Origin of the sequence: Stenotrophomonas sp. AS012628 (genome assembly GCF_010608305.1) — a bacterium.
In the GTDB taxonomy this organism is placed as follows: Bacteria; Pseudomonadota; Gammaproteobacteria; order Xanthomonadales; family Xanthomonadaceae; genus Stenotrophomonas; species Stenotrophomonas geniculata.
In genome coordinates, this window is sequence record NZ_VMBJ01000015.1 from 55669 (window position 1) to 77967 (window position 22299).

At 66.8% G+C, this 22299-nt stretch carries 20 protein-coding genes; 13 read left to right on the forward strand and 7 right to left on the reverse strand.

Annotated features, from left to right (window positions below):
• Nucleotides 1-31 precede the first annotated feature (31 nt).
• Nucleotides 32-691 carry an efflux transporter SmeDEF transcriptional repressor SmeT gene (smeT, locus tag G5A07_RS09320; protein WP_191863194.1) on the reverse strand — a complete coding sequence of 220 codons (660 nt, stop codon included), beginning with the start codon at nt 689-691 and terminating at the stop codon, nt 32-34.
• 208 nt (nt 692-899) lie between these two features.
• On the opposite strand from smeT, the gene smeD reads away from it, so the two are divergent.
• From smeD to smeF, 3 genes are all read left to right on the forward strand, one after another.
• The gene (smeD, locus tag G5A07_RS09325) at nt 900-2084 is read left to right on the forward strand and encodes a multidrug efflux RND transporter periplasmic adaptor subunit SmeD (RefSeq protein WP_010481396.1); all 1185 of its coding nucleotides are present in this window, start codon (nt 900-902) and stop codon (nt 2082-2084) included.
• Between the two features lie 12 nt (nt 2085-2096).
• Nucleotides 2097-5219: a multidrug efflux RND transporter permease subunit SmeE gene (gene smeE, locus G5A07_RS09330; RefSeq protein ID WP_191863195.1), complete on the forward strand. Its 3123-nt coding sequence runs from the start codon at nt 2097-2099 to the stop codon at nt 5217-5219.
• Between the two features lie 97 nt (nt 5220-5316).
• Nucleotides 5317-6702 carry a multidrug efflux RND transporter outer membrane subunit SmeF gene (smeF, locus tag G5A07_RS09335; protein ID WP_191863196.1) on the forward strand — a complete coding sequence of 462 codons (1386 nt, stop codon included), beginning with the start codon at nt 5317-5319 and terminating at the stop codon, nt 6700-6702.
• Between the two features lie 108 nt (nt 6703-6810).
• Here smeF and G5A07_RS09340 read toward each other — a convergent pair whose 3' ends face one another.
• The 5 genes from G5A07_RS09340 to G5A07_RS09360 all read right to left on the reverse strand — a co-directional run bounded on the left by G5A07_RS09340 (nt 6811) and on the right by G5A07_RS09360 (nt 9183).
• Nucleotides 6811-7263: a transposase gene (locus G5A07_RS09340; protein WP_029379752.1), complete on the reverse strand. Its 453-nt coding sequence runs from the start codon at nt 7261-7263 to the stop codon at nt 6811-6813.
• A gap of 107 nt (nt 7264-7370) precedes the next feature.
• A complete protein-coding gene (locus G5A07_RS09345; protein ID WP_010481401.1) occupies nt 7371-7793 on the reverse strand; it encodes a low affinity iron permease family protein in 423 nt (140 codons plus the stop codon).
• Between the two features lie 67 nt (nt 7794-7860).
• Nucleotides 7861-8196, reverse strand: coding sequence for a hypothetical protein (locus G5A07_RS09350; RefSeq protein ID WP_005411085.1), 336 nt, complete (start codon nt 8194-8196; stop codon nt 7861-7863).
• A gap of 75 nt (nt 8197-8271) precedes the next feature.
• Entirely contained in the window at nt 8272-8532 is a 261-nt protein-coding gene (locus tag G5A07_RS09355; protein WP_010481405.1) for a hypothetical protein, read from the reverse strand.
• Nucleotides 8533-8730: 198 nt separating this feature from the next.
• Entirely contained in the window at nt 8731-9183 is a 453-nt protein-coding gene (locus G5A07_RS09360) for a nucleoside deaminase (protein WP_005411083.1), read from the reverse strand.
• A gap of 80 nt (nt 9184-9263) precedes the next feature.
• On the opposite strand from G5A07_RS09360, the gene ubiE reads away from it, so the two are divergent.
• The 4 genes from ubiE (at nt 9264) to G5A07_RS09380 (ending at nt 13682) form a co-directional block, all read left to right on the forward strand.
• Entirely contained in the window at nt 9264-10025 is a 762-nt protein-coding gene (gene ubiE / locus G5A07_RS09365) for a bifunctional demethylmenaquinone methyltransferase/2-methoxy-6-polyprenyl-1,4-benzoquinol methylase UbiE (protein ID WP_005411082.1), read from the forward strand.
• A 246-nt stretch (nt 10026-10271) separates the two neighbouring features.
• Nucleotides 10272-12200, forward strand: coding sequence for a M1 family metallopeptidase (locus tag G5A07_RS09370; protein WP_010481409.1), 1929 nt, complete (start codon nt 10272-10274; stop codon nt 12198-12200).
• A gap of 127 nt (nt 12201-12327) precedes the next feature.
• Complete coding sequence (locus G5A07_RS09375; protein ID WP_109814554.1) at nt 12328-13059, forward strand: hypothetical protein; 732 nt, start codon at nt 12328-12330, stop codon at nt 13057-13059.
• Nucleotides 13059-13682, forward strand: a complete 624-nt coding sequence (locus G5A07_RS09380) for an HAD family hydrolase (RefSeq protein WP_191863198.1) — start codon at nt 13059-13061, stop codon at nt 13680-13682. Before G5A07_RS09375 ends, G5A07_RS09380 begins: the two co-directional genes overlap by 1 nt.
• 186 nt (nt 13683-13868) lie before the next feature.
• Here G5A07_RS09380 and G5A07_RS09385 read toward each other — a convergent pair whose 3' ends face one another.
• Nucleotides 13869-14807 (reverse strand): carbohydrate kinase family protein, encoded by a 939-nt coding sequence (locus G5A07_RS09385; protein WP_010481412.1) that lies wholly within the window; start codon nt 14805-14807, stop codon nt 13869-13871.
• A 283-nt stretch (nt 14808-15090) separates the two neighbouring features.
• On the opposite strand from G5A07_RS09385, the gene G5A07_RS09390 reads away from it, so the two are divergent.
• From G5A07_RS09390 to rodA (G5A07_RS09415), 6 genes are all read left to right on the forward strand, one after another.
• Nucleotides 15091-16137: a rod shape-determining protein gene (locus tag G5A07_RS09390; protein WP_005419402.1), complete on the forward strand. Its 1047-nt coding sequence runs from the start codon at nt 15091-15093 to the stop codon at nt 16135-16137.
• A 121-nt stretch (nt 16138-16258) separates the two neighbouring features.
• Nucleotides 16259-17356, forward strand: coding sequence for a rod shape-determining protein MreC (mreC, locus tag G5A07_RS09395; RefSeq protein ID WP_049481455.1), 1098 nt, complete (start codon nt 16259-16261; stop codon nt 17354-17356).
• Nucleotides 17353-17838, forward strand: coding sequence for a rod shape-determining protein MreD (mreD, locus tag G5A07_RS09400; RefSeq protein ID WP_191863197.1), 486 nt, complete (start codon nt 17353-17355; stop codon nt 17836-17838). The genes mreC and mreD overlap by 4 nt, the downstream gene beginning before the upstream one ends.
• 3 nt (nt 17839-17841) lie before the next feature.
• On the forward strand, nt 17842-19920 hold the full coding sequence (mrdA, locus tag G5A07_RS09405) for a penicillin-binding protein 2 (RefSeq protein ID WP_010481416.1): 2079 nt from the start codon (nt 17842-17844) through the stop codon (nt 19918-19920).
• A complete protein-coding gene (gene rodA / locus G5A07_RS09410; protein WP_010481418.1) occupies nt 19917-21029 on the forward strand; it encodes a rod shape-determining protein RodA in 1113 nt (370 codons plus the stop codon). The genes mrdA and rodA (G5A07_RS09410) overlap by 4 nt, the downstream gene beginning before the upstream one ends.
• A 62-nt stretch (nt 21030-21091) precedes the next feature.
• Nucleotides 21092-22186 (forward strand): rod shape-determining protein RodA, encoded by a 1095-nt coding sequence (gene rodA / locus G5A07_RS09415; protein WP_171954641.1) that lies wholly within the window; start codon nt 21092-21094, stop codon nt 22184-22186.
• Nucleotides 22187-22299 lie beyond the last annotated feature (113 nt).

Genomic DNA, 22299 nt, shown 5'->3' on the forward strand with positions numbered 1-22299 from the left:
ATGGGTACGGCGGTGGTGGCAGCAGCGCCGCTCACGCGTCCGGCAACGGCTCGGGCACCGTTCCGGGCACGAACACGCCATCCTTCACGTAGGCGGCCAGAGTCATGTCCAGCGCGAGCATGCCGTCGCGCTTGAGGTCCATCAGTTCCGGTTCGACCATCGCGCCGTGCAGCACGCCCAGGACGGTGGCGTGCAGCATGCGCGCGGCGATCTTCGGGTCCGCTCCTTCGCGCAGCTGGCCCAGGTCCCGGGCCCGGCGAAGCGCACGCTCCATCCGGTCCAGGGCATCGCGGAATCCGGCCTGCTGCATTTCGGTCAGCACCTTGGTGTCGGCCGAGGCATCGCTGCGCAGCACGATCTCCATGGTCTTGCGCAGGCGCTCGTCCTCGGACAGCTCGATGAACGAGTGGATCATCACCGCGCGCAGGTCGTGTACCGGCGTGTCGCGCTGCTCGGTGGAGGTGCGTTCCAGTTCCTGCATGAAGGGCAGGTGCACCCGTTCAACGATCGCGGCCAGCACCTCGCTCTTGTTCTTGAAGTGCCAGTACACCGCGCCACGGGTATAGCCGGCGCGGGCGCCGATCATCTCCAGCGTGGTACGGGCCACGCCGTGTTCATGGAAACAGGCTTCGGCGGCGTCAAGGATGCCTTCCCGGGTTGCCTGGGTGTCCTCTTTGGTCTTGCGGGCCATGGATGGGTACGAGTGCGGGTGAAACGTGGCTGAATTGTACCTGTTTACAAACAAACACGCATGTATGTATATTTCCGTCCCATCATTCCCGCCGTGTGCGTGGCAGGCCGTTGCCGGCTGCTTCTCCCCGCCGGTGAGCGTTGCCTGCTGGCGCTTTCGGCCTGTATCAGCGCGTTTTGAGATTCCTTCCCCTGAGAGCCTTTCCGTCATGTTGCTGAGCCGAATCCGACCCATCGCGCTGTCGCTGGCCATCGCCGCGACCGTGGCTGCCTGCGGCGGCCAACCCCAGGCCCCCGAACAGGGCCCCGGTGACGTCACCGTGGTCACGCTGAAGTCCGAGACCGTGGGCCTGACCCGCGAACTGCCGGGCCGTACCACTGCCTTCCTGGTCGCCGAAGTGCGCCCGCAGGTCAATGGCATCGTCGCCAAGCGCCTGTTCACGGAAGGTGGCATGGTCAAGGCCGGCGAGCCGCTGTACCAGCTCGACGACGCCAGCTACCGCGCCCAGGCCAACAATGCCCGTGCCCAGCTGGCCCGCGCAGAAGCCACCGCCAATGCCGCCCGCCTGAGCGCCAAGCGCATCACCGAGCTGGCCAAGGTCGACGCGGTCAGCCAGCAGGATCTGGAAAACGCCGTGGCCGCGCAGAAGCAGGCCGAGGCTGACGTCGGCGCCGCCAAGGCATCGCTGGATGCGGCCAACGTCACCCTCGGCTACGCCCGTATCACCGCGCCGATCAGCGGCCGCATCGGCAAGTCCAGCGTCACCCAGGGTGCGCTGGTCAACGCCGGCCAGGCCAATGCGCTGGCCACCGTGCAGCAGCTGGATCCGATCTATGTCGACCTGACCCAGTCCTCGGCCGAGCTGCTGCAGCTGCGCCGCGAACTGGCCGCCGGCCGCCTGCAGGACAACCAGACGCTGCCGGTCAGCATCCTGATGGAAGACGGCAGCACCTTCGAGCACAAGGGCACGCTGGAGTTCTCCGAAGTCAGCGTCGATCCGGCCACCGGCAGCTTCGGCCTGCGCGTGAAGGTGGACAACCCGGACGGCCTGCTGATGCCGGGCATGTACGTGCGCGCAGTGATCGGCGGCGGCGTGCGCAGCGATGCGGTGCTGGTACCGATGGCCGGCATCGCCCGCGATCCGAAGGGTGACACCTCCGCGATGGTGGTCGACAAGGACAACAAGGTCGAAGTGCGCCCGGTCAAGGTCAGCCGCACGGTTGGCGACAAGTGGCTGGTCGAGGACGGTCTGAAGGCCGGCGACAAGGTCATCGTCGAAGGCCTGCAGAAGATCGGCCCCGGCATGCCGGTCAAGGCCACCGAGAAGGGCGCTGCTCCGGCCAAGCCGGCAGCGGCCGCCCAGCCTGCCGCTCCGGCCGGCGACGCGAAGTAAGCGGAGAACCCCATGGCACGCTTTTTCATCGATCGACCCATCTTTGCATGGGTGATCGCCATCATCATCATGCTCGCCGGCGGCCTGGCCCTGTTCAAGCTGCCGGTCTCGATGTACCCCAACGTCGCACCGCCGGCGGTGGAAATCAGCGCCACCTACCCGGGTGCATCGGCCAAGGTGGTCGAGGACTCGGTGACGCAGATCATCGAGCAGAACATGAAGGGCCTTGATGGCCTGATCTACTTCTCCTCCAACAGCTCGTCCAACGGCCAGGCCACCATCACCCTGACCTTCGAGAGCGGCACCAACCCGGACATCGCCCAGGTGCAGGTGCAGAACAAGCTGCAGCTGGCCATGCCGCTGCTGCCGCAGGAAGTGCAGCGGCAGGGCATCAACGTAGCCAAGTCCAGCTCGGGCTTCCTGAACGTCATCGCGTTCGTGTCCGAGGACGGCAGCATGGACGCCAACGACATCGCCGACTATGTCGGTTCGAATGTCGTTGATCGTCTGAGTCGCGTGCCGGGCGTGGGCAACATCCAGGTGTTCGGTGGCAAGTACGCAATGCGCATCTGGCTGGACCCGAACAAGCTGCACACCTACGGCCTGTCGGTTGCCGAAGTGACCGCGGCGGTGAAGGCACAGAATGCCCAGGTGGCCATCGGCCAGCTCGGCGGTGCGCCGTCGGTGAAGGGCCAGCAGCTCAACGCCACCATCAACGCGCAGTCGCGCCTGCAGACCCCGGAGCAGTTCCGCAACATCATCGTGCGCGGCGCGCAGGACGGTGCCGAACTGCGCCTGGGCGATGTCGCCCGCGTCGAACTGGGTGCCGAGTCCTACGACTTCGTCACCCGTTACAACGGCCAGCCGGCCAGCGGCCTGGCGGTCACCCTGGCCACAGGCGCCAACGCACTGGATACCGCCGCCGGCGTGGATGCGGCGCTGGAGGACATGAAGGGCTTCTTCCCGGCCGGGCTGAAGGCCGAGATCCCGTACGACACCACCCCGTTCGTGCGCGTATCGATCAAGGGCGTGGTGCAGACCCTGATCGAAGCGATCGTGCTGGTGTTCGTGGTGATGTACCTGTTCCTGCAGAACTTCCGCGCCACCCTGATCCCGACCATCGCCGTGCCGGTGGTGCTGCTGGGTACCTTCGGCGTGCTGGCGATGCTGGGCTTCTCGGTGAACATGCTGACCATGTTCGCGATGGTGCTGGCGATCGGCCTGCTGGTGGACGATGCCATCGTGGTGGTGGAGAACGTCGAGCGCATCATGTCCGAGGAAGGACTGTCGCCGCTTGAAGCGACCCGCAAGTCGATGGGCCAGATCACCGGCGCGCTGGTCGGCATCGGCCTGGTGCTGTCGGCAGTGTTCGTGCCGATGGCCTTCATGAGCGGTTCCACCGGCGTGATCTACCGCCAGTTCTCGGCCACGATCGTCTCGGCGATGGCATTGTCGGTGCTGGTCGCGATCGTGCTGACCCCGGCGTTGTGCGCGACCATGCTCAAGCCGCTGAAGAAGGGCGAGCACCATGTTGCCCATCGCGGCCTGGCCGGTCGTTTCTTCAACGGCTTCAACCGCGGTTTCGACCGCACCAGCGAAAGCTACCAGCGTGGCGTGCGCGGCATCATCCATCGTCCGTGGCGCTTCATGGGCATCGTTGCGGCGCTGTTCGTGCTGATGGGCGTGCTGTTCGTGCGCCTGCCCAGTTCGTTCCTGCCCAACGAAGACCAGGGCGTGCTGATGGCGCTGGTGCAGGCGCCGGTGGGTGCCACCCAGGAACGTACGCTGGAATCGATCGCGGCACTGGAAAACCACTTCCTGCAGAACGAGAAGGATGCGGTGGACTCGGTGTTCTCGGTGCAGGGCTTCAGCTTCGCCGGCATGGGCCAGAACGCGGGCATGGCATTCGTCAAGCTGAAGGACTGGAGCGAGCGTGACGCCAACAATGGCGTGATGCCGATCACCGGTCGCGCGATGGCGGCCCTGGGCCAGATCAAGGATGCCTTCATCTTCGCCTTCCCGCCGCCGGCCATCCCGGAGCTGGGTACCGCTTCGGGCTACACCTTCTTCCTGAAGGACAACAGTGGCCAGGGCCACGAGGCACTGGTGGCCGCGCGCAACCAGCTGCTCGGCCTCGCCGCCGGCAGCAAGAAACTGGCCAACGTGCGCCCTAACGGCCAGGAAGACACGCCGCAGTTCCGCATCGACATCGATGCGGCCAAGGCGACCTCGCTGGGGCTGTCGATCGACCAGATCAACGGCACCCTGGCCGCCGCGTGGGGCAGCTCGTACATCGATGACTTCGTCGATCGCGGCCGCGTCAAGCGCGTGTTCGTGCAGGCTGACCAGCCGTTCCGCATGGTGCCGGAGGACTTCGATCTCTGGTCCGTGAAGAACGACAAGGGCGAGATGGTGCCGTTCAGCGCGTTCGCCACCAAGCACTGGGACTACGGCTCGCCGCGCCTGGAGCGCTACAACGGCGTGTCGGCAATGGAAATCCAGGGCGAACCGGCCCCGGGTGTGGCCTCCGGTGACGCCATGGCCGAGATCGAACAGTTGGCCAAGCAGCTGCCGGCGGGCTTCGGCATCGAGTGGACGGCGATGTCCTACCAGGAACGTCAGGCCGGCTCGCAGACGCCGCTGCTGTACACGCTGTCGCTGATGATCGTGTTCCTGTGCCTGGCCGCGATGTACGAAAGCTGGAGCGTGCCGACCGCGGTGCTGCTGGCGGCCCCGCTGGGTATCCTCGGCGCCGTGCTGGCCAACACCTTCAAGGGCCTGGAACGCGACATCTACTTCCAGGTGGCGATGCTGACCACGGTGGGCCTGACCAGCAAGAACGCGATCCTGATCGTCGAGTTCGCCAAGGAGAACCTGGAGAAGGGCGCCAGCCTGATCGAGTCGATCATGCACGCCGTGCGCGACCGCTTGCGTCCGATCGTGATGACCTCGCTGGCCTTCGGCATGGGCGTGGTACCGCTGGCGGTCTCCACCGGTGCCGGTTCCGGCGCCAAGCAGGCGATCGGTACCGGCGTGCTCGGCGGCATGATCGTCGGCACCGTGCTCGGTGTGTTCTTCGTGCCGCTGTTCTTCGTGGTGGTGCAGCGCCTGTTCAAGCGCAAGACCGCCGAGTGATGAAATCCGGTAGCGCCGGGCCATGCCCGGCGGATGCCTCACCGCGTAGCCGCCGGGCATGGCCCGGCGCTACCACCGTGACCCCCAAGGTGTCGCCATGAAATTCTCTTCTCTTGCTGTATCCCTGGCCGGCGTGCTCGCGCTCGCTGGCTGCTCCACTCTGGTGCCGAAGAACACCGCTGTCGCTCCGGCGATTCCGGCGCAGTGGCCGGCCGAAGCCGCGCAGGGCCAGGTGGCCGATGTCGCCGCCGTCGGCTGGCGCGACTTCTTCACCGATCCACGCCTGCAGCAGGTGATCGAGCAGTCGCTGCAGAACAACCGCGACCTGCGCGTGGCCGTGCTCAATGTAGAGCGCGCGCGCGGCCAGTACCGCGTACAACGCGCCGACCGCGTGCCCGGCGTGGCTGTCACCGGCCAGATGGAGCGCCGAGGCACCGACGCCGGCGTCACCGAGCAGTTCACCGCCGGTGTCGGCGTGGCCGAGTTCGAGCTGGATCTGTTCGGCCGCGTGCGCAATCTCAGTGAAGCGGCGTTGCAGCAGTACTTCGCCGTGGCCGCCAACCGCCGCAACGCGCAGCTGAGCCTGGTGGCCGAGACCGCGACTGCGTGGCTGACCTATGGTGCCGATGCGCAGCAGCTGAAGATCGCCGAGGCCACGCTGAAGACCTACGAGGATTCGCTGCGCCTGGCCGAGGCCCGCCACGAACGTGGTGGCAGTTCGGCGCTGGAGCTGACCCAGACCCGTACCCTGGTCGAGACCGCACGTACGGATGCTGCACGCCTGCGTGGCCAGCTGGCCCAGGACCGCAATGCGCTGGCGCTGCTGGCCGGTGGCCAGCTGGATCCGGCACTGCTGCCGGACAGCATGGAGCCACAGCTGCTGGCACTGGCCCCGCCGCCGGCCGGCCTGCCCAGCGACGTGCTGCTGCAGCGCCCGGACATCATGGCCGCCGAACACCAGCTGCTGGCCGCAAACGCCAACATCGGTGCGGCACGCGCGGCGTTCTTCCCGAGCATCTCGCTGACCGGCAGCATCGGCAGTGGTTCGAACGAACTGTCCAACCTGTTCGACAGTGGCACCCGTGTATGGAGTTTCCTGCCGAAGATCACCCTGCCGATCTTCCAGGGCGGCAAGCTGCGCGCCAACCTGGCCATCGCCAACGCAGATCGTGATATCGCTCTGGCGCAGTACGAGAAGTCGATCCAGGTGGGCTTCCGCGAAACCGCCGATGCGCTGGCATTGAATGTCAGCCTGGACGAGCAGGTGAGTTCACAGCAGCGCCTGGTGGACGCGGCCGAACAGGCCAACCGCCTGTCGCAGGCCCGCTACGACGCGGGGCTGGACAGCTTCGTCACCCTGCTTGATGCGCGGCGTACCGCCTACAACGCGCAGCAGACCCAGCTGCAGGCCCAGCTGGCGCAACAGGCCAACCGCATCACCCTGTACAAGGTGCTGGGTGGCGGCTGGCACGAGCGCAGCTGAGCAGCAATTCGATACCGGTAGCGCCGGGCCACGCCCGGCGGCCTTTCGTTCCTGCATGCCTGACGTCTGGGCGGACCGCACTTCGTGCTCGCCGGGCATGGCCAGGCGCTACCGCATGGGCCAACGGCACCATGCAAACGGATATTCATCGAGATGCAGGGTCAATCCTGCTCGGATGGGGTTGCCCAGGATGTACAACGCATGGCGCCTCAAGGCTTCCTCGCTGCGTACCGCGTGATCGAAATAGCTCGGCTGCCACAAAGGCGTCTGTATGCCGAACTGCTGCCCCAGCAACCGGCTGCTGCGGGATTTCACCGTTCCCATCATGCGCGCCAGTGATCCGTCGCGCAGCTGCATCAGCCAATGCAGATGGTCAGGCATGACGACCCAAGCAAAGGACCGACTGAGGCCCATGCGTTCAACATACCTCAATGCATCCACAAGACACGTTGCACAACGTGGATCTTCAAAGACCGGGCGCCGGTGGCGTACGACCGTGGTGAGGACGTAGTAGCCCCCGATATGGGAGTGGCGGCCACGTTCCAGATGACGGCTGGACATGGCGCCAGTCTGCACTGATGGGATGTCCGCCGTTATCAGCCGAGGGCGATGGCCCGTGTGGGATTCTTCCGGGTATCGCGCTCGCCGGGCATGGCCCGGCGCTACCGTCAGATCGCTTCATCATCGCGCGGGGCCGCGCGGCAGGCGCGCACGCGCAGCAGCGCGTCACCGGCCTCGCGGGCCATGCGCTCGTATTCGGCGCGGATCTCTTCCAGCCGCGCTTCGTCCAGTTCTTCCAGATCCAACAGTTCGTTGTTGGCTTCGGCTGTCGCCCGGATCAGCTCGTCCAGCTTGATCTGCATCGCGGCGGTATCCGCGTTCTGCGTGTGCTGGATCAGGAACACCATCAGGAAGGTGATGATGGTGGTGCCGGTGTTGATCACCAGCTGCCAGGTGTCGTTGAAACCGAACACCGGGCCACTGATGCCCCAGATCACCACGATCGCTACTGCGGCCAGGAAGGTCCACGGCGAGCCGGTGGCGGCCGCGGCCTTCTTGGCGATCGTATTGAACAGGTTGCGTGCTTTCATCGTCGTCGTCCCACTCAGGTGACGAGGATGATCGGCAGTGGCCCGTGCAGGCGCCGTGCAGCGGCGGTCAGGCGCGCATGCGCTGCAGGCGCGGTGCCTGCAGGCTGCGCACCGGACTGCTCTGGTAGACGTGCTGCCAGCAACGGTCGACGAACTCGCGGGCCTGTGCTTCGCTCAGTCGCGGCATGATCTGCAGGGCGTACTGGGTCTGGAACATCTCGTCACGTTCGGCCTCGCTGGCGCGCGGCTGGGTGATCAGCGAATCGCAGGCAAACTTGATCCACGGCACGTACGAGCCGAACGAGTTGTGCGGCAGTGCGCCTTCGGCATGTTGGCGGCGCCAGTGATCCAGCTCGGCGTCAACGTTGATGACCGGAGGAATGGTGGGGACTTCAGCGTGCATGACAATCCAGTTCGGTTGAGTGGAAAGGGAGTGGGGGTTCATCGGAGTGTGGCGTATGTGGCGGTGCATGCCGCGTCAGCGCGATGTGGAGCTGGCGTTGGCATGTCCGATCAACTGCGCACGCTCGACGGCACCGAGATCTTCGGCGATGTCGGCCATCGCATTGCACAGGCGCTCGTGGTCGAGCGGGTGGCCGCGCACCAGCTCCAGCTGCAGGCCCTGGTAGGCAGTCCAGAACAGTGCGCCACGCTGGTGCAGTGCGTACTGCTGCTGCAGGCGCTTGCGGATGGCGTCGAGGATCGGGTCAGGCGTAGGTCGTACGGCGTGCGCGCACATGGCTGGCTCCGCCGGGGAAAGAAGTCCCGGTAACCCCACCCTAGGCGCGGCAGCCGTGCGGGGTGTTATCGCAGCGTGTGCACGTTGCGCAGCTGACTGTGCACGGGTTCACGGCAATGGCCGCAAACGCTGCCGGCACTAGGGCGTGCCGGCACTGAAGCGTTCATTAAACGGGTTCAACAGGACACTGCGTGGTGATCATTCACCGATGTCTTCGTTCCAGATCTCCGGGTGCTGCGCAATGAAGCCGCCCAGCAGGTCCACGCATTCCTGGCTGTCCAGGTCGATCACGTTGACGCCGTTTTCCCGCAACCAGTCGATGCCGCCCTGGAAGGTGCGCGATTCGCCCACCACCACGGTGCCGATGTTGAACTGGCGCACCAGGCCCGAGCAGTACCAGCACGGTGCCAGGGTGGTGACCATGATCGTGTCCTGGTAGCGGCGCTGGCGGCCGGCCTTGCGGAACGCATCGGTTTCGCCGTGCACCGACGGGTCGCCTTCCTGCACGCGGCGGTTATGGCCGCAGCCGAGCAGGCGGCCGTCGTTGTGGTACAGCGCCGCGCCGATCGGCACGCCGCCTTCGGCCAGGCCCTGGCGGGCTTCGGCGATGGCGGTCTGCAGCAGGGCCTGGTAGTCGGGCGTGGTGATCATGCGGGGCTCCGGTAAGTCGTGGCCCGCCATGATACGGGCAGGGGGTGCCGCTGGCCCCCGGCGGTGCGATAATCGGGGCCATGAGCGAATCCCCCTACAAAGCCGGTACCACCCATTTCGGGTTCCGCGACGTCGCCGCCAAGGACAAGCAGAAGCTGGTCGGCCAGGTATTCACCTCGGTCGCGCGCAACTACGACCTGATGAACGACCTGATGAGCCTGGGCGTGCACCGGGCGTGGAAGCGCTACTACGTGGCGACCGCGCAGGTGAAGCCGGGCGACCGCGTGCTCGACCTGGCGGGCGGCACCGGCGACATCGCCGCCCTGCTGAAGGAGCGCGTCGGCGCCGAGGGCTCGGTGGTGCTGGGCGACATCAACGCCGGCATGCTGTCGGTCGGCCGCGACCGCCTGACCAACCGCGGCCTGGTGCTCGGCCTGGACTACGTGCAGTGCAACGCCGAAGCCCTGCCGTTCCCGGACAACAGCTTCGACCTGGTCACCATCGCCTTCGGCCTGCGCAACGTCACCGACAAGGACGCCGGCCTGCGCGAGATGTACCGCGTGCTGAAGGTGGGCGGCCAGGCCCGCGTGCTGGAGTTCTCCGAAGTCACCGCGGACTGGTTCAAGCCGATCTACGACTTCCACTCGTTCAAGATCCTGCCCAAGCTGGGCAAGTTGTTCGCCAATGATTCGGACAGCTACCAGTACCTGGCCGAGAGCATCCGCAAGCACCCGCCGCAGGATGAACTGAAGGCGATGATGGGGCAGGCCGGTTTCGAGCGCTGCCACTACAAGAACCTGACCGGCGGCATCGTTTCGATCCACTCCGGCTACAAGCTGTAAGCCTTGCCCTGGTGGGTGCCAACCCTGGTTGGCACTCGGCCGCTGCGGTCATCCGCTCTGGTAGGTGCCGACCTTGGTCGGCACGGGCCTGCCACATGCGATGAAAGATCCGTGCCAACCAAGGTTGGCACCTACCCGGGGCGCCGCCGCAGGATCGGCCTTGGCCGCATTACCCCGCACCGCGCAACGCCTGCCGGGCCGGAGGGAGGTACCATTGGGGTTTGATCCCCGTAACGGTCCCGATTCATGCGTAATCCGCTGATGCTCCTTCCGCTGGCCGTGGCCCTGGCCGCCGGCTGCTCCCAGGAGGCGGCCGCGCCCGCCGCCGCCCCGACTGCCACAAAGGCCCCTGCCGCCCCCGTGAACGCCGAGAACCGCAGCCACGACGAAAGCTCGTACGCCGAGCCGGACAAGGTCGCCATCAAGGACATCGCACTGGATCTGAAGCTGGACTTCGACCAGAAGCAGATCGGCGGCACCGCCACCTACACCCTGGAATGGAAGCAGAAGGACGCCAAGCAGCTGGTGCTCGACACCCGCGAGCTGACCGTGTCCAAGGTTGAGGCCGTTGCCGCCGATGGCGCGCGCAGCCCGCTGAAGTTCGAGCTGGCCGCCGCTGACAAGGTGTTCGGCAGCAAGCTGACCATCGAGGCTCCGGAACAGCCGGCCAAGGTGGAAGTGACCTATCACACCGCGCCGACCGCCTCGGGCCTGCAGTGGCTGGCACCGTCGATGACCGAGGGCAAGAAGCTGCCCTTCATGTTCAGCCAGTCGCAGGCGATCCACGCCCGTTCCTGGGTGCCGCTGCAGGACACCCCGAGCGTTCGCTTCACCTACAGCGCGCACGTGGTCTCGCGCCCGGACGTGATGGTGCTGATGAGCGCCGACAACGATCCGAAGGCCGCGCGTGACGGTGACTACACCTTCAAGATGCCGCAGCCGATTCCGTCCTACCTGCTGGCCATCGCCGCCGGCGACCTGGTGTTCGAGCCGATCTCCGGCCGCTCCGGCGTCTGGGCCGAGCCGACCATGGTCAACAAGGCCGCCAAGGAATTCGAAGACACCGAAAAGATGATCGGTGCCGCCGAGAAGCTGTACGGCGAATACCGCTGGGGCCGCTACGACATGCTGGTGCTGCCGCCGTCGTTCCCGTTCGGCGGCATGGAAAACCCGCGCCTGACCTTCGCCACCCCGACCGTGATCGTCGGCGACAAGTCGTTGGTCTCGCTGGTCGCCCACGAACTGGCGCACAGCTGGTCGGGCAACCTGGTGACCAACGCCAGCTGGAAGGACATCTGGCTCAATGAAGGCTTCACCACCTACGTCCAGGGCCGCATCACCGAAGCCCTGTACGGCAAGGAAATGGCCGAGATGGAGAAGCAGATCGACCAGACCGACCTGCTGGCCGAAGTGAAGGACATGAGCCCGGCTGACCAGGCACTGGCGCTGCCGCCGCTGAACGAGCGTGATCCCGACGAAGCGCTCAGCCAGGTCGCCTACGTCAAGGGTGCGTGGTTCCTGGAATTCCTGGAGCAGCGCTTCGGCCGCGAGACCTTCGATCCGTTCCTGCGCGGCTGGTTCGATGACCACGCCTTCCAGAGCGCGAACACCGACCAGTTCGTCGCGTACATGAAGAAGAACCTGCTGCCGAAGAATCCCTCGGCCGTGACCGAGGCCGAACTGAAGGCGTGGCTGGACGAGCCGGGCATTCCGGCGTTCGCTGCCAAGGCGCAGTCGCGCAACTTCAGCAGCGTCGATACCGCGCGCATCGCCTTCGCCAGCGCCGGCACCGTGCCGAGCAGCCAGGTCATCGCCGACTGGAGCACGCAGGAATGGGTGCGCTTCATCGACGGCCTGGGTGCGACCCAGCCGCTGGACAAGCTGGCCACGCTGGACAAGGCCTTCCACTTCACTGGCACCCCGAATGGCGAGATCGCCATGCGCTGGTACCCGCTGGCGATCCGCAGCGGCTACGAGCAGGCCAATGAAGGCGCGGCGGCATTCATCGAGCGCGTCGGCCGTCGCAAGCTGATCCTGCCGATCTACGCCGAACTGGTGAAGACCCCGAAGGGGCTGGAGCTGGCCAAGCAGGCCTTCGAAAAGGCCAAGCCGGGCTACCACCCGATCACCACCGCCTCGGTCCAGGACATGCTGGCCAAGGCTGAAGCCAAGTAAGCGGTAGTGCTGGCCGCTGGCCGGCAACCGGTCACTGCTTCACCACCAACGGCGGGGAAACCCGCCGTTGGTGTATCCGCTTTTCGCTGCCGATAGAATCGGGATGCACCCGCAAAGGACCTCCGCCATGAAACGACTGATCCTGCTCACCGCCTGCACCCTGGCGCTGGCCGCCTGCAGCAACCCCGAGGAAGAACGCAAGGCGCAGGAAGCCGCCGCAGCCGCCGTGCAGGCGCAGAAGGAGGCCAAGGCCGAAGACGTGGCCAAGCAGTACGACATGGCCGTGGCCGCGCAGGACTGGGAGCGCGCGCGCCTGCATGGTGCCTCGCTGCTGGACCAGTACAAGGACACCGCGGCCGCCGAGCGCATCGCCGCAGGTTTCGACGCGGTCAAGGCCAAGGGCGATGCCGCGCGCGACCTGCGCCGCATGCAGGCGCTGTGGCAGTACAACCAGATCCCGGTGGGCAACAAGGGCAACCAGGTTTCGGCGCAGATCTACAGCAAGGAACGGGTGGACGTGGATGGAAGCGGCGCCAAGCCGGTGCAGCTGGTGTTCCGCGATCATCCGGAGTGGAAGCGGCATGCGTATCTGGTGCTGCAGGCCGGCGATTTCCGTTGCCCGCAGTGCACGGTGAAAGTAACCGTGGACGACGGCAAGCCGATTTCCATGGCGGCGTGGCGTCCGAAGACCGATGAAGCCATTGCCCTGTTCATCACCGACCAGAAGGCGCTGTGGAAGCTGGCGCGCAAGGGCAAGTCGATCAGCATCGAGTTCCCGGTCAAGGCCGGTGGCACCCGCACCGCTGTGTTCGAAACCGGTGGCGTCGACGCCAGCCGCATGCCGCAGTGGTGGCAGTGATGGTTGCGGCGGGCAGCGCAGTGCACGCGTTGTCCGCGATCCGGCACTGGGTGTTCGACATGGATGGCACGCTGACCGTCGCCGTGCATGATTTCGCCGCGATCCGCCGCGCGCTGGAGATCGCGGCCGAGGAAGACATCCTTGACCATATTGCGGCGTTGCCGGACGCACCGGCGCAGGCCAAGCGCGAGTGGCTGCTGGATCATGAGCGCGCGCTGGCCGAGGACGCACTGCCGGCACCGGGTGCGCTGAAGCTGCTGCGCGCGTTGTCGGCGGCAGGCTGCCGGCTCGGCATCCTGACCCGCAATGATCATGCGCTGGCGAAGCTGACGTTGGACGCGATCGGGGTCGGGGCGTTGTTCGACGATGCCGACATCATCGGCCGCGATGAAGCGGTGCCCAAACCCTCACCGGATGGCCTGCAGCAGCATCTGCGGCGTTGGGGGATCGGGGCTGCGGAGGCGGTGATGGTCGGTGACCACGCCTACGACCTGGAGTGCGGCCGTGCGGCCGGCGCTCATACCGTGCTGGTCAACCTGCCGGAAAACCCATGGCCGGGCCGTGCCGACTGGCATTTCGCTGATTGCCGCGCCTTGCTGGCTGCCTGGCGGGGCGCTTGCTGATGTAGAGCCGAGCCCACGCTCGGCTGCTCTCCTCCGGTCGGATCGCGCTGGCGCGCGCAAGCCGAGCATGGCTCGGCTCTACAGAGAGCAGGCCACGTGTCGGTCGGAGGTTCCGGTAGTGCCGGCCGCTGGCCGGCAGTGTCGACCAAGGTCGACACCCACCGATCAGATGTGCGGGCAGTTCGGTTACGCGCTCAGCGCGTAACCGAACTGCTGCTTGAACTGCTCGTTGAACTCATCGAAGGTGAAGCGCTGGTTCTGCGTGCCCGGGTGCTCGACCTTCAGCGCGCCCATCAGGTTGCCCATGCGGCCGATGGTCAGCCAGTCGTAGCCCTTCTGGATGCCGTAGATCAGGCCGGCGCGGAAGGCGTCGCCACAGCCGGTCGGGTCGACCACGCGGCGCTCATGCGCCGGCGGAATGTCGTAGCTCTTTTCCGGGGTGTGGATGACCGCGCCCTTCGGGCCGCGGGTGGTGATGTAGGCCTTGACCCGGCTGACGATCTCTTTCTCGTCCCAGCCAGTGCGTTCCTGCAGCAGGTTCGACTCGTAGTCGTTGACCACCACGTAGTCGGCCTGCTCGATGAACTCGCGCAGTTCCGGGCCGTTGAACAGCGGCATGGCCTGGCCCGGGTCGAAGATGAACGGGATGCCGTCTTCGTGGAATTCCTGCGCGTTCTGGATCATGCCTTCGCGGCCGTCCGGGCCGACCAGGCCCAGGGTCACGCCCGGTACGCCACGCACGTGGTTTTCGTAGGAACGCATCATCGCGCCCGGGTGGAAGGCGGTGATCTGGTTGTTGTCGTGATCGGTGGTGATGAACGCCTGCGGGGTGAACAGCTCATCGATCACGCGCACGCGCGACAGGTCGATGCCCAGGCCTTCGAAGTACTCACGGTACGGGCCAAAGTCCGAACCCACGGTGCCCATCGGGATCGGCTGGCCGCCCAGCAGGTGCAGGTTGTAGGCGATGTTGCCGGCGCAGCCGCCGAACTCGCGGCGCATGCGCGGGACCAGGAAGGACACGTTCAGGATGTGCACCTTGTCCGGCAGGATGTGATTCTTGAACTGGTCCGGGAACACCATGATGGTGTCGAAGGCAAGAGAACCACAGATCAGAGCGGACATCGATGTAAGCCTATGCGGTGAATTTTGGGGTGGGCCGGCCCGGTTCGGCGGGCAAGCAAACGGCGCCCTTGGGCGCCCGACGGCGCAAAGGTTACCCGCTGGTGCCGCTCAGGGCCAGAACCGGGTGAGACCCGATCAGGCCGAAAGCCTGTGAAGACGCGGGTTCAGCTAGTTTTTTCCTTGCTCGGCGGCAGGCGGGTTGCTAGGCTTGTCGGCCTCGATTTCTGCCCATTTTTTCGCCATCCCGCGGCGGGCACGACACCCCTCAGGACTCCTTCCTCAGATGTTCAAGAAACTCCGTGGCATGTTCTCCAACGACCTGTCCATCGACCTGGGCACGGCCAACACCCTCATCTACGTGCGCGGGCAGGGGATCGTGCTGAACGAGCCATCGGTCGTGGCCGTGCGTCAGGACCGTGCCATCGGTGGCACCCGCTCGGTGGCAGCCGTAGGCGCCGAAGCCAAGCAGATGCTGGGCCGTACCCCGGGCCACATCACCACCATCCGCCCGATGAAGGACGGCGTCATCGCCGACTTCACCTATACCGAGGCGATGCTCAAGCACTTCATCAAGAAGGTGCACAAATCGCGCGTGCTGCGCCCGAGCCCGCGCGTGCTGGTCTGCGTGCCGGCCGGCTCGACCCAGGTCGAGCGCCGCGCGATCAAGGAATCGGCCGAGGAAGCCGGTGCCCGTGACGTGTTCCTGATCGAAGAACCGATGGCGGCCGCGATCGGCGCCGGCATGCCGGTCACTGAAGCGCGTGGCTCGATGGTCATCGACATCGGCGGCGGCACCACCGAAGTGGCGGTGATCTCGCTCAACGGCATCGTCTACTCGGCGTCGGTCCGCATCGGTGGCGACCGCTTCGACGAGTCGATCACCAACTACGTGCGCCGCAACCACGGCATGCTGATCGGTGAAGCCACCGCTGAGCGCATCAAGGTCGAGCTGGGCTGTGCCTACCCGCAGGCGGAAGTGATCGAGATGGAAATCTCCGGCCGCAACCTCGCCGAGGGCGTGCCGAAGATGATCAAGATCAGCTCCAACGAGGTGCTCGAGGCCCTGCACGAACCGCTGTCGGGCATCGTCAGCGCGGTGAAGCTGGCGCTGGAGCAGACCCCGCCGGAACTGTGCGCCGACGTCGCCGAGCGCGGCATCGTGCTGACCGGTGGCGGCGCCCTGCTGCGCGACCTGGACCGCCTGATCTCCGAGGAAACCGGCCTGCACGTGCAGGTGGCCGACGATCCGCTGACCTGCGTGGCCCGCGGCGGCGGTCGTGCGCTGGAGCTGGTGGACATGCACGGCAACGAGTTCTTTGCGCCGGAATAAGCCGTCCCGGCCGTTCCTGCCCGCCGCGCCCTTCCGGGGTGCGGCCCGCCGTGATGGCGGGCCGGCACCGGCGGGGCGCCCGCGTGTTTCCCTTCCGCCTTCTGCCAGTTGAATCGTTGCCGTGCCGCCCTACGCCGGTCCTCCCGTCGCCTCCCGATCCGGTGATGCCGCCAGCCCCCTGCGGTTGCTGGCCTATCTCGCGTTGGCCATCACGCTGATCGTGCTCGATGACCAGGCCGGCTGGCTGGCGCGCCTGCGCGAGCAGGCCAACAGCCTGGTGCAGCCGGTCTGGGCACTGGCCGGCCTGCCCGGCAAGCTCGGCAACCAGGTCAAGGATTCTGCCGCCAGCCACAGCCAGCTGGTCGCCGAGAACCGCGAACTGCGCAACCAGCTGCTGCTGGCCAACGCGCGCCTGACCCGCCTGCAGACCGCCGCACTGGACAATGCCCAGCTGCGCGAACTGCTGAACGTGGCCGAGCGCAGTGGCCTGGACGTGCAGCTGGCGCCGATCCTGGACATCGACCTGGACCCGGTCAAACAGCGCCTGGTACTCGATGCCGGCAGCCGCGAGGGCGTGCATGTCGGCCAGGCGGTGATCGACGCCGGCGGCCTGATGGGCCAGGTGATCAGCGTCACCGGCGGCACCTCTACCGTGCTGCTGCTGACCGACCCTGACCATGCCGTGCCGGTGACCGTGGCCCGCAACGGCGTTCGCCTGATCGTCTATGGCCGCGGCGACACGCTGGAACTGCGCGATATTCCGCTCAGCGCCGGGGTGGAAGTGGGCGATGAGATCGTCACCTCCGGTCTTGGCGGTCGTTTCCCGGCCGGCTTCCCGGTCGGCACCATCACCGGCCTGCGACCGGACGACACCCATGCGTTCCTGGTCGGCGAACTGAAGCCGGCGGCGCAGCTCGACCGCGGCCGCGACGTGCTGCTGCTGCGCCCGGGCGCGGCGATCCGCATTCCGCCGGAGCTGCGCCTGCAGCTGGAAGAAACCGCCCCGGGTGGCCCGGCCACCGGCGCCACCGTGCCCGTGGGAACCGCGCCAGCGGCAACGACGCCAGCTCCGGTCAGCGCCCCGGTAGTGCCGGCCGCTGGCCGGCAACAGCCCTCGTCGCAAACGAGGTCTGTTGCCCCCGCATCCTCCCCTGATCCTGCTGCTCCGGTAGTGCCGGCCGCTGGCCGGCAACCGACCACGCCGGAGGCCCAGCGATGAGCCGCCTGCGCGACAATCGGTGGGTGCTGCCGGCCAGCCTGGTGGTGGCGTTGCTGCTGGGCCTGCTGCCGCTGCCGGCGCTGCTGCAGCCGCTGCGCCCGTACTGGCTGGCGCTGGTGCTGGCGTACTGGGTGATCGAAGCGCCTGAGCGCGTCGGCCTGGGCGTCGCTTTCGCCAGTGGCGTCATCGCCGACCTGCTGTACGGCGGGGTGCTGGGCGAACAGGCACTGCGCCTGGTGATGCTGGCTTTCATCCTGCAGCGCTTCCGCGCCCGCATCCGCTTCTTCCCGATGTCGCAGCAGATGCTGGCCATCGGCGGCCTGCTGTTCAACGATCGCATCGTCAGCGCCCTGGTGCACATCCTGGTGGGTGAACCCACCCTGCCGTGGTCGTACTGGTGGGCGCCGCTGCTGGGCATGGGCCTGTGGCCGCTGGTGTTCGTGCTGCTGGATGCGGTGCGCTTCGGCAAGCGCGGGCGCTGAGCCATGATCCCGCGCCGCCAGGTCAAGAATCCGCACGCCGAAGCCGAACAGTTCCGCCGCCGCGCGGCGCTGGGTTTCCTGGGCGTGCTGGTCTGCCTGCTGGGACTGGGCGGCTGGTACTTCAAGCTGCAGGTGCTGGACCACGACGTCTACGCCACGCGCTCGGAAGCCAACCGCATCAAGCCGCGGCCGGTAGTGCCCGGGCGCGGCATGATCTACGACCGCAACGGTCGCCTGCTGGCCGAGAACGTGCCGGCGTTCCGCCTGGACGTGACCCCGGACAAGGTCAAGGACATGGACGCCACCCTGGAAGGGCTGGCGAAGATCATCAGCATCAGCCCGGAAGAGCTGGAAGCGTTCAACAAGTCGCGCAAGGCGCGCCGCAAGTTCCTGCCGGTCACGCTGAAGCTGCGCATGAGCGACGAGGAGATGGCGCGCTTCGCCGTCGACCGCTGGCGCTTCCCCGGCGTCGAGCTGGAGCCCTACCTGACCCGGCGCTACCCGTATGGCGACCTGTTCGCGCACATCATCGGCTACGTCGGCCGTGTCGACGACAAGGATCTGGAGATCCTCGGCGAAGGCAATGCCGCGCTGACCCATATCGGCAAGTCCGGCCTGGAGCGCTATTACGAGCAGCAGCTGCGCGGCAAGGTCGGCTACGAGCAGGTCGAGACCAACGTGCAGGGCCGTGCCATCCGCACCATCGGCCGCGTTGCCGCGCAGTCCGGCGCCGACCTGCGGCTGTCGATCGACGCCGACCTGCAGCGCGCCATGGTGGCCGCGTTCGGCGACCAGGAAGGCTCGGCCGTGGCGATGGACCCGCGTACCGGCGAAGTGCTGGCGATGGTCAGCCTGCCGTCGTACGACCCCAACCTGTTCGTCAACGGTATCTCGCATGCCGATTTCAAGGCGCTGAACGACAACCCGTCGCGGCCGCAGTTCAACCGCCTGGTGCTCGGTGGCGTCGCGCCCGGTTCCACGCTCAAGCCGCTGATCGGCCTGGCCGGCCTGGATTCGGGGGTACGCCGCCCGGAAGACAAGGTGTTGTCCACCGGCATGTTCTATCTGCCCGGCACCTCGCGTGGCTGGGGTGACTCGCACCGCGGTGGCCACGGCTGGACCGACCTGCGCAAATCCATCGCGCAGTCGGTCAACACCTACTACTACAAGCTGGCGCTGGACCTGGGCATCGAGCGCTTCGACCATTACATGGAGTACTACGGCTTCGGCCAGCCGACCGGTATCGACCTGACCGGCGAGATCGGCGGCATCCTGCCGTCGCCGGCCTACAAGCGGAAGAGCCGCAAGGAGGCCTGGTATCCGGGCGATACAGTCAACATCAGCATCGGCCAGGGTGACTGGAAGGTCACCCCGCTGCAGCTGGCGCGGGGTGTCAGTGGGCTGGCCAACGGGCAGCTGCGCACGCCCCATCTGGTGATCCAGCAGCGTGCGGGGTTTGACCATGACTGGATGGCGACCGACCCGGGCGAAAGCAAACCGGTCAGCCCGAACCCGAACAATCTGCAGGCGGTGCGCGAAGGCATGATGGCCACCATGCTGCCTGGCGGCAGCGCAGCCCGCATGGCCGCCGGCGCGCCGTATACGATGGCCGGCAAGACCGGTACCGCGCAGGTCGTCAGCCGCAAGGGCACGGCCGCGGTGAATCCGAAGAGCCTGCCGATGCATCTGCGCCACCGCGCGCTGTTCGTCGGTTTCGCGCCGGTCGACCAGCCGGTGATCGCGCTGGCGATCGCGGTGGAGGGCGGCGGCTACGGCGGTGCGGCGGCTGCGCCGATCGCACGCAAGGTGTTCGACGCCTATCTGCTGGGCAAGATGCCTGAAGGCATGCAGCCGCTGGACAGCGAGCGCGGCACCACCGCCATCGGTGCCACCGCGTTCGACAACGAAGATGTGGGCGCGCGCCAGGCCGGTGACCTTGCTGCGGCACAGCTGGGCGAGCACCCGGTGCTGGTCGGCGTGCCCGCGCCGGAACCGGCACCCGCACCGCCGCAGCCGGGGGCGCCGGCTGCGGCCGCGCTGCCGGCCACGCCACGCCCGACCACCGTGGAGCCCGCACGATGAGAGTGTTCCTGCGGTGGGCCGGCGACATGCTGCGTCGCTTCTTCAGCACGCTGGACTGGGTGTTGTGCCTGGCCCTGGGCGCGCTGATGGTGATCGGTCTGGCCACGCTGAAGAGTGCCGGTGGCGACGGCCTGGTGATGGCACAGGGCGCGCGCTTCGCAGTGGGCATGGCCGCGTTGTGGGGCATCTCGCGGGTACCGATCCTGCGGATCCGCTCGGCCACGCCGATGATCTACGCAATCTCGATGATCCCGCTGCTGGCGGTGTTTGTGCTGGGTACCGGCAAATACGGCCGGCAGTGGCTGGACCTGAAATTCTTCTACCTGCAGCCGGCCGAGCTGCTGAAGGTCAGCCTGCCGATGATGGTGGCCTGGTACCTGCACAAGATGCCGTTGCCACCGCGCTTCAACACCGTGCTCGTGGCCCTGGTCATCATCGGCGTACCAACCGGCCTGGTGATGCTGCAGCCGGACTTCGGCACCGGTGTGCTGATCGCCGCCAGCGGCGTGTTCGTGCTGCTGCTGGCAGGCCTGCCGTGGTGGTGGGTCGGCCTGGGTGTGGGCGGCGTGGCCGCGGTTGCGCCGGTGGCCTGGTTCTGGCTGCTGCGGCCGTACCAGAAGGACCGCATCATGATGTTCCTGGACCCGGAGATGGATGCGCTGGGGGCCGGCTGGAACATCATCCAGTCGAAGATCGCGATCGGTTCCGGCGGCTTCGATGGCAAGGGCTGGGGCGAAGGCTCGCAGTCGCACTTGAACTTCATTCCCGAGCAGACCACCGACTTCGCGTTCTCGGTGCTGAGTGAGGAATTCGGCTGGATCGGCGTGGCCACCGTGCTGGCGCTGTACCTTGTGGTGATCGGGCGTTGCCTGTGGATTGCCAGCCAGTCGCGCGATTCGTACTCGCGCCTGCTGGCCGGCGCTACCGGCCTGGCGTTCTTCGTCTATGTACTGGTGAACGGCGGGATGATTTCCGGCCTGCTGCCGGTGGTGGGCGTGCCGATGCCGCTGATCAGCTACGGCGGTACCTCGGCGGTGTCACTGCTGGCCGGCTTCGGGTTGGTGATGGCCGTGCGCAGTCACAACCCGGTGCACGGCGGCTACGGGTAACACCGGCTGCGCAGGACCACCATGACAGCTTCACGCAAGCGCCCGTTGCTACCGTGGCGCGCGTGGAATGGAAACGACTGCTTGGCGGCTGCCGTGAGGCGGTGCGCACGATCGACCTGCCGTTGCTGGTCGCGTTGTTGATCCTGATGGGCGCGGGCCTGGCGGTGCTGCACAGCGTGTCCGGGCCAGTGACCGGGCAGGCGGCGCGCTTTGCCGGTGGCCTGGTGGCGATGTGGCTGCTGTCGCGTGTTTCGCTGCTGCGCCTGCGCGCGTGGACACCGGCGTTGTATGCGCTGTCGATGCTGCCGCTGATGGCGGTGTATGTGATCGGCACCGGCAAGTACGGGCAGCGCTGGCTCAACCTGGGCGTCTTCTACCTGCAGCCGTCGGAGCTGCTCAAGCTCAGCCTGCCGTTGATGATGGCCTGGTACCTGCACCGGCAGCCGTTGCCGCCCTCGCCACGCACGGTGCTGACGGCCGCAGTGTTGATCGGCGTTCCTGCCGTGCTGATCCTGATGCAGCCGAACCTCGGCACCGCCACCTTGGTCACTGCCAGTGGGGTGTTCGCGTTGCTGCTGGCCGGCCTGCACTGGGGCTGGGTGGCAACGGGCGCGGCGGGGCTGGCGGTGGCCGCACCGCTGGCGTGGTTCGGGCTGTTGCGGCAGTACCAGAAGGATCGCGTACTGACCTTCCTCGACCCGGCGGCAGATCCGCTCGGCACCGGCTGGAACATCCTGCAGTCACGCATCGCGATCGGTTCCGGTGGCTGGCAGGGGCGTGGCTGGGGGCAGGGCACGCAGGCCACGCTGGATTTCCTGCCCGAGTACACCACCGACTTCGCGTTCTCGGTGCTGGCCGAGGAATTCGGCTGGATCGGTGTGGCGACGCTGTTCGCGCTGTACCTGTTCGTGGTCGGACGCTGCCTGTGGATCGCAGTGCACGCACGCGACACGCATGCAAGGTTGCTGGCCGGCAGCCTGGGGTTGGCGTTCTTCGTCTATGTACTGGTCAATGGTGGAATGATTTCCGGCCTGCTGCCGGTGGTGGGCATCCCGATGCCGTTGATCAGCTATGGCGGGACATCGGCGGTCTCGTTGCTGGCCGGCATCGGACTGGTGATGGCGGTGCGTGGGCACCGGCCCGTGCACGGGGGATAGGGTTTCCAGCCAACGGCGCAGCCCCTCGTGGATGACCGCGCAAAGCAGTTCATGGGTGGGGCCGGGTAGATGGGCCGCGCAGGGGACGCTGCAAGTACGTCCATGTAAGCTCG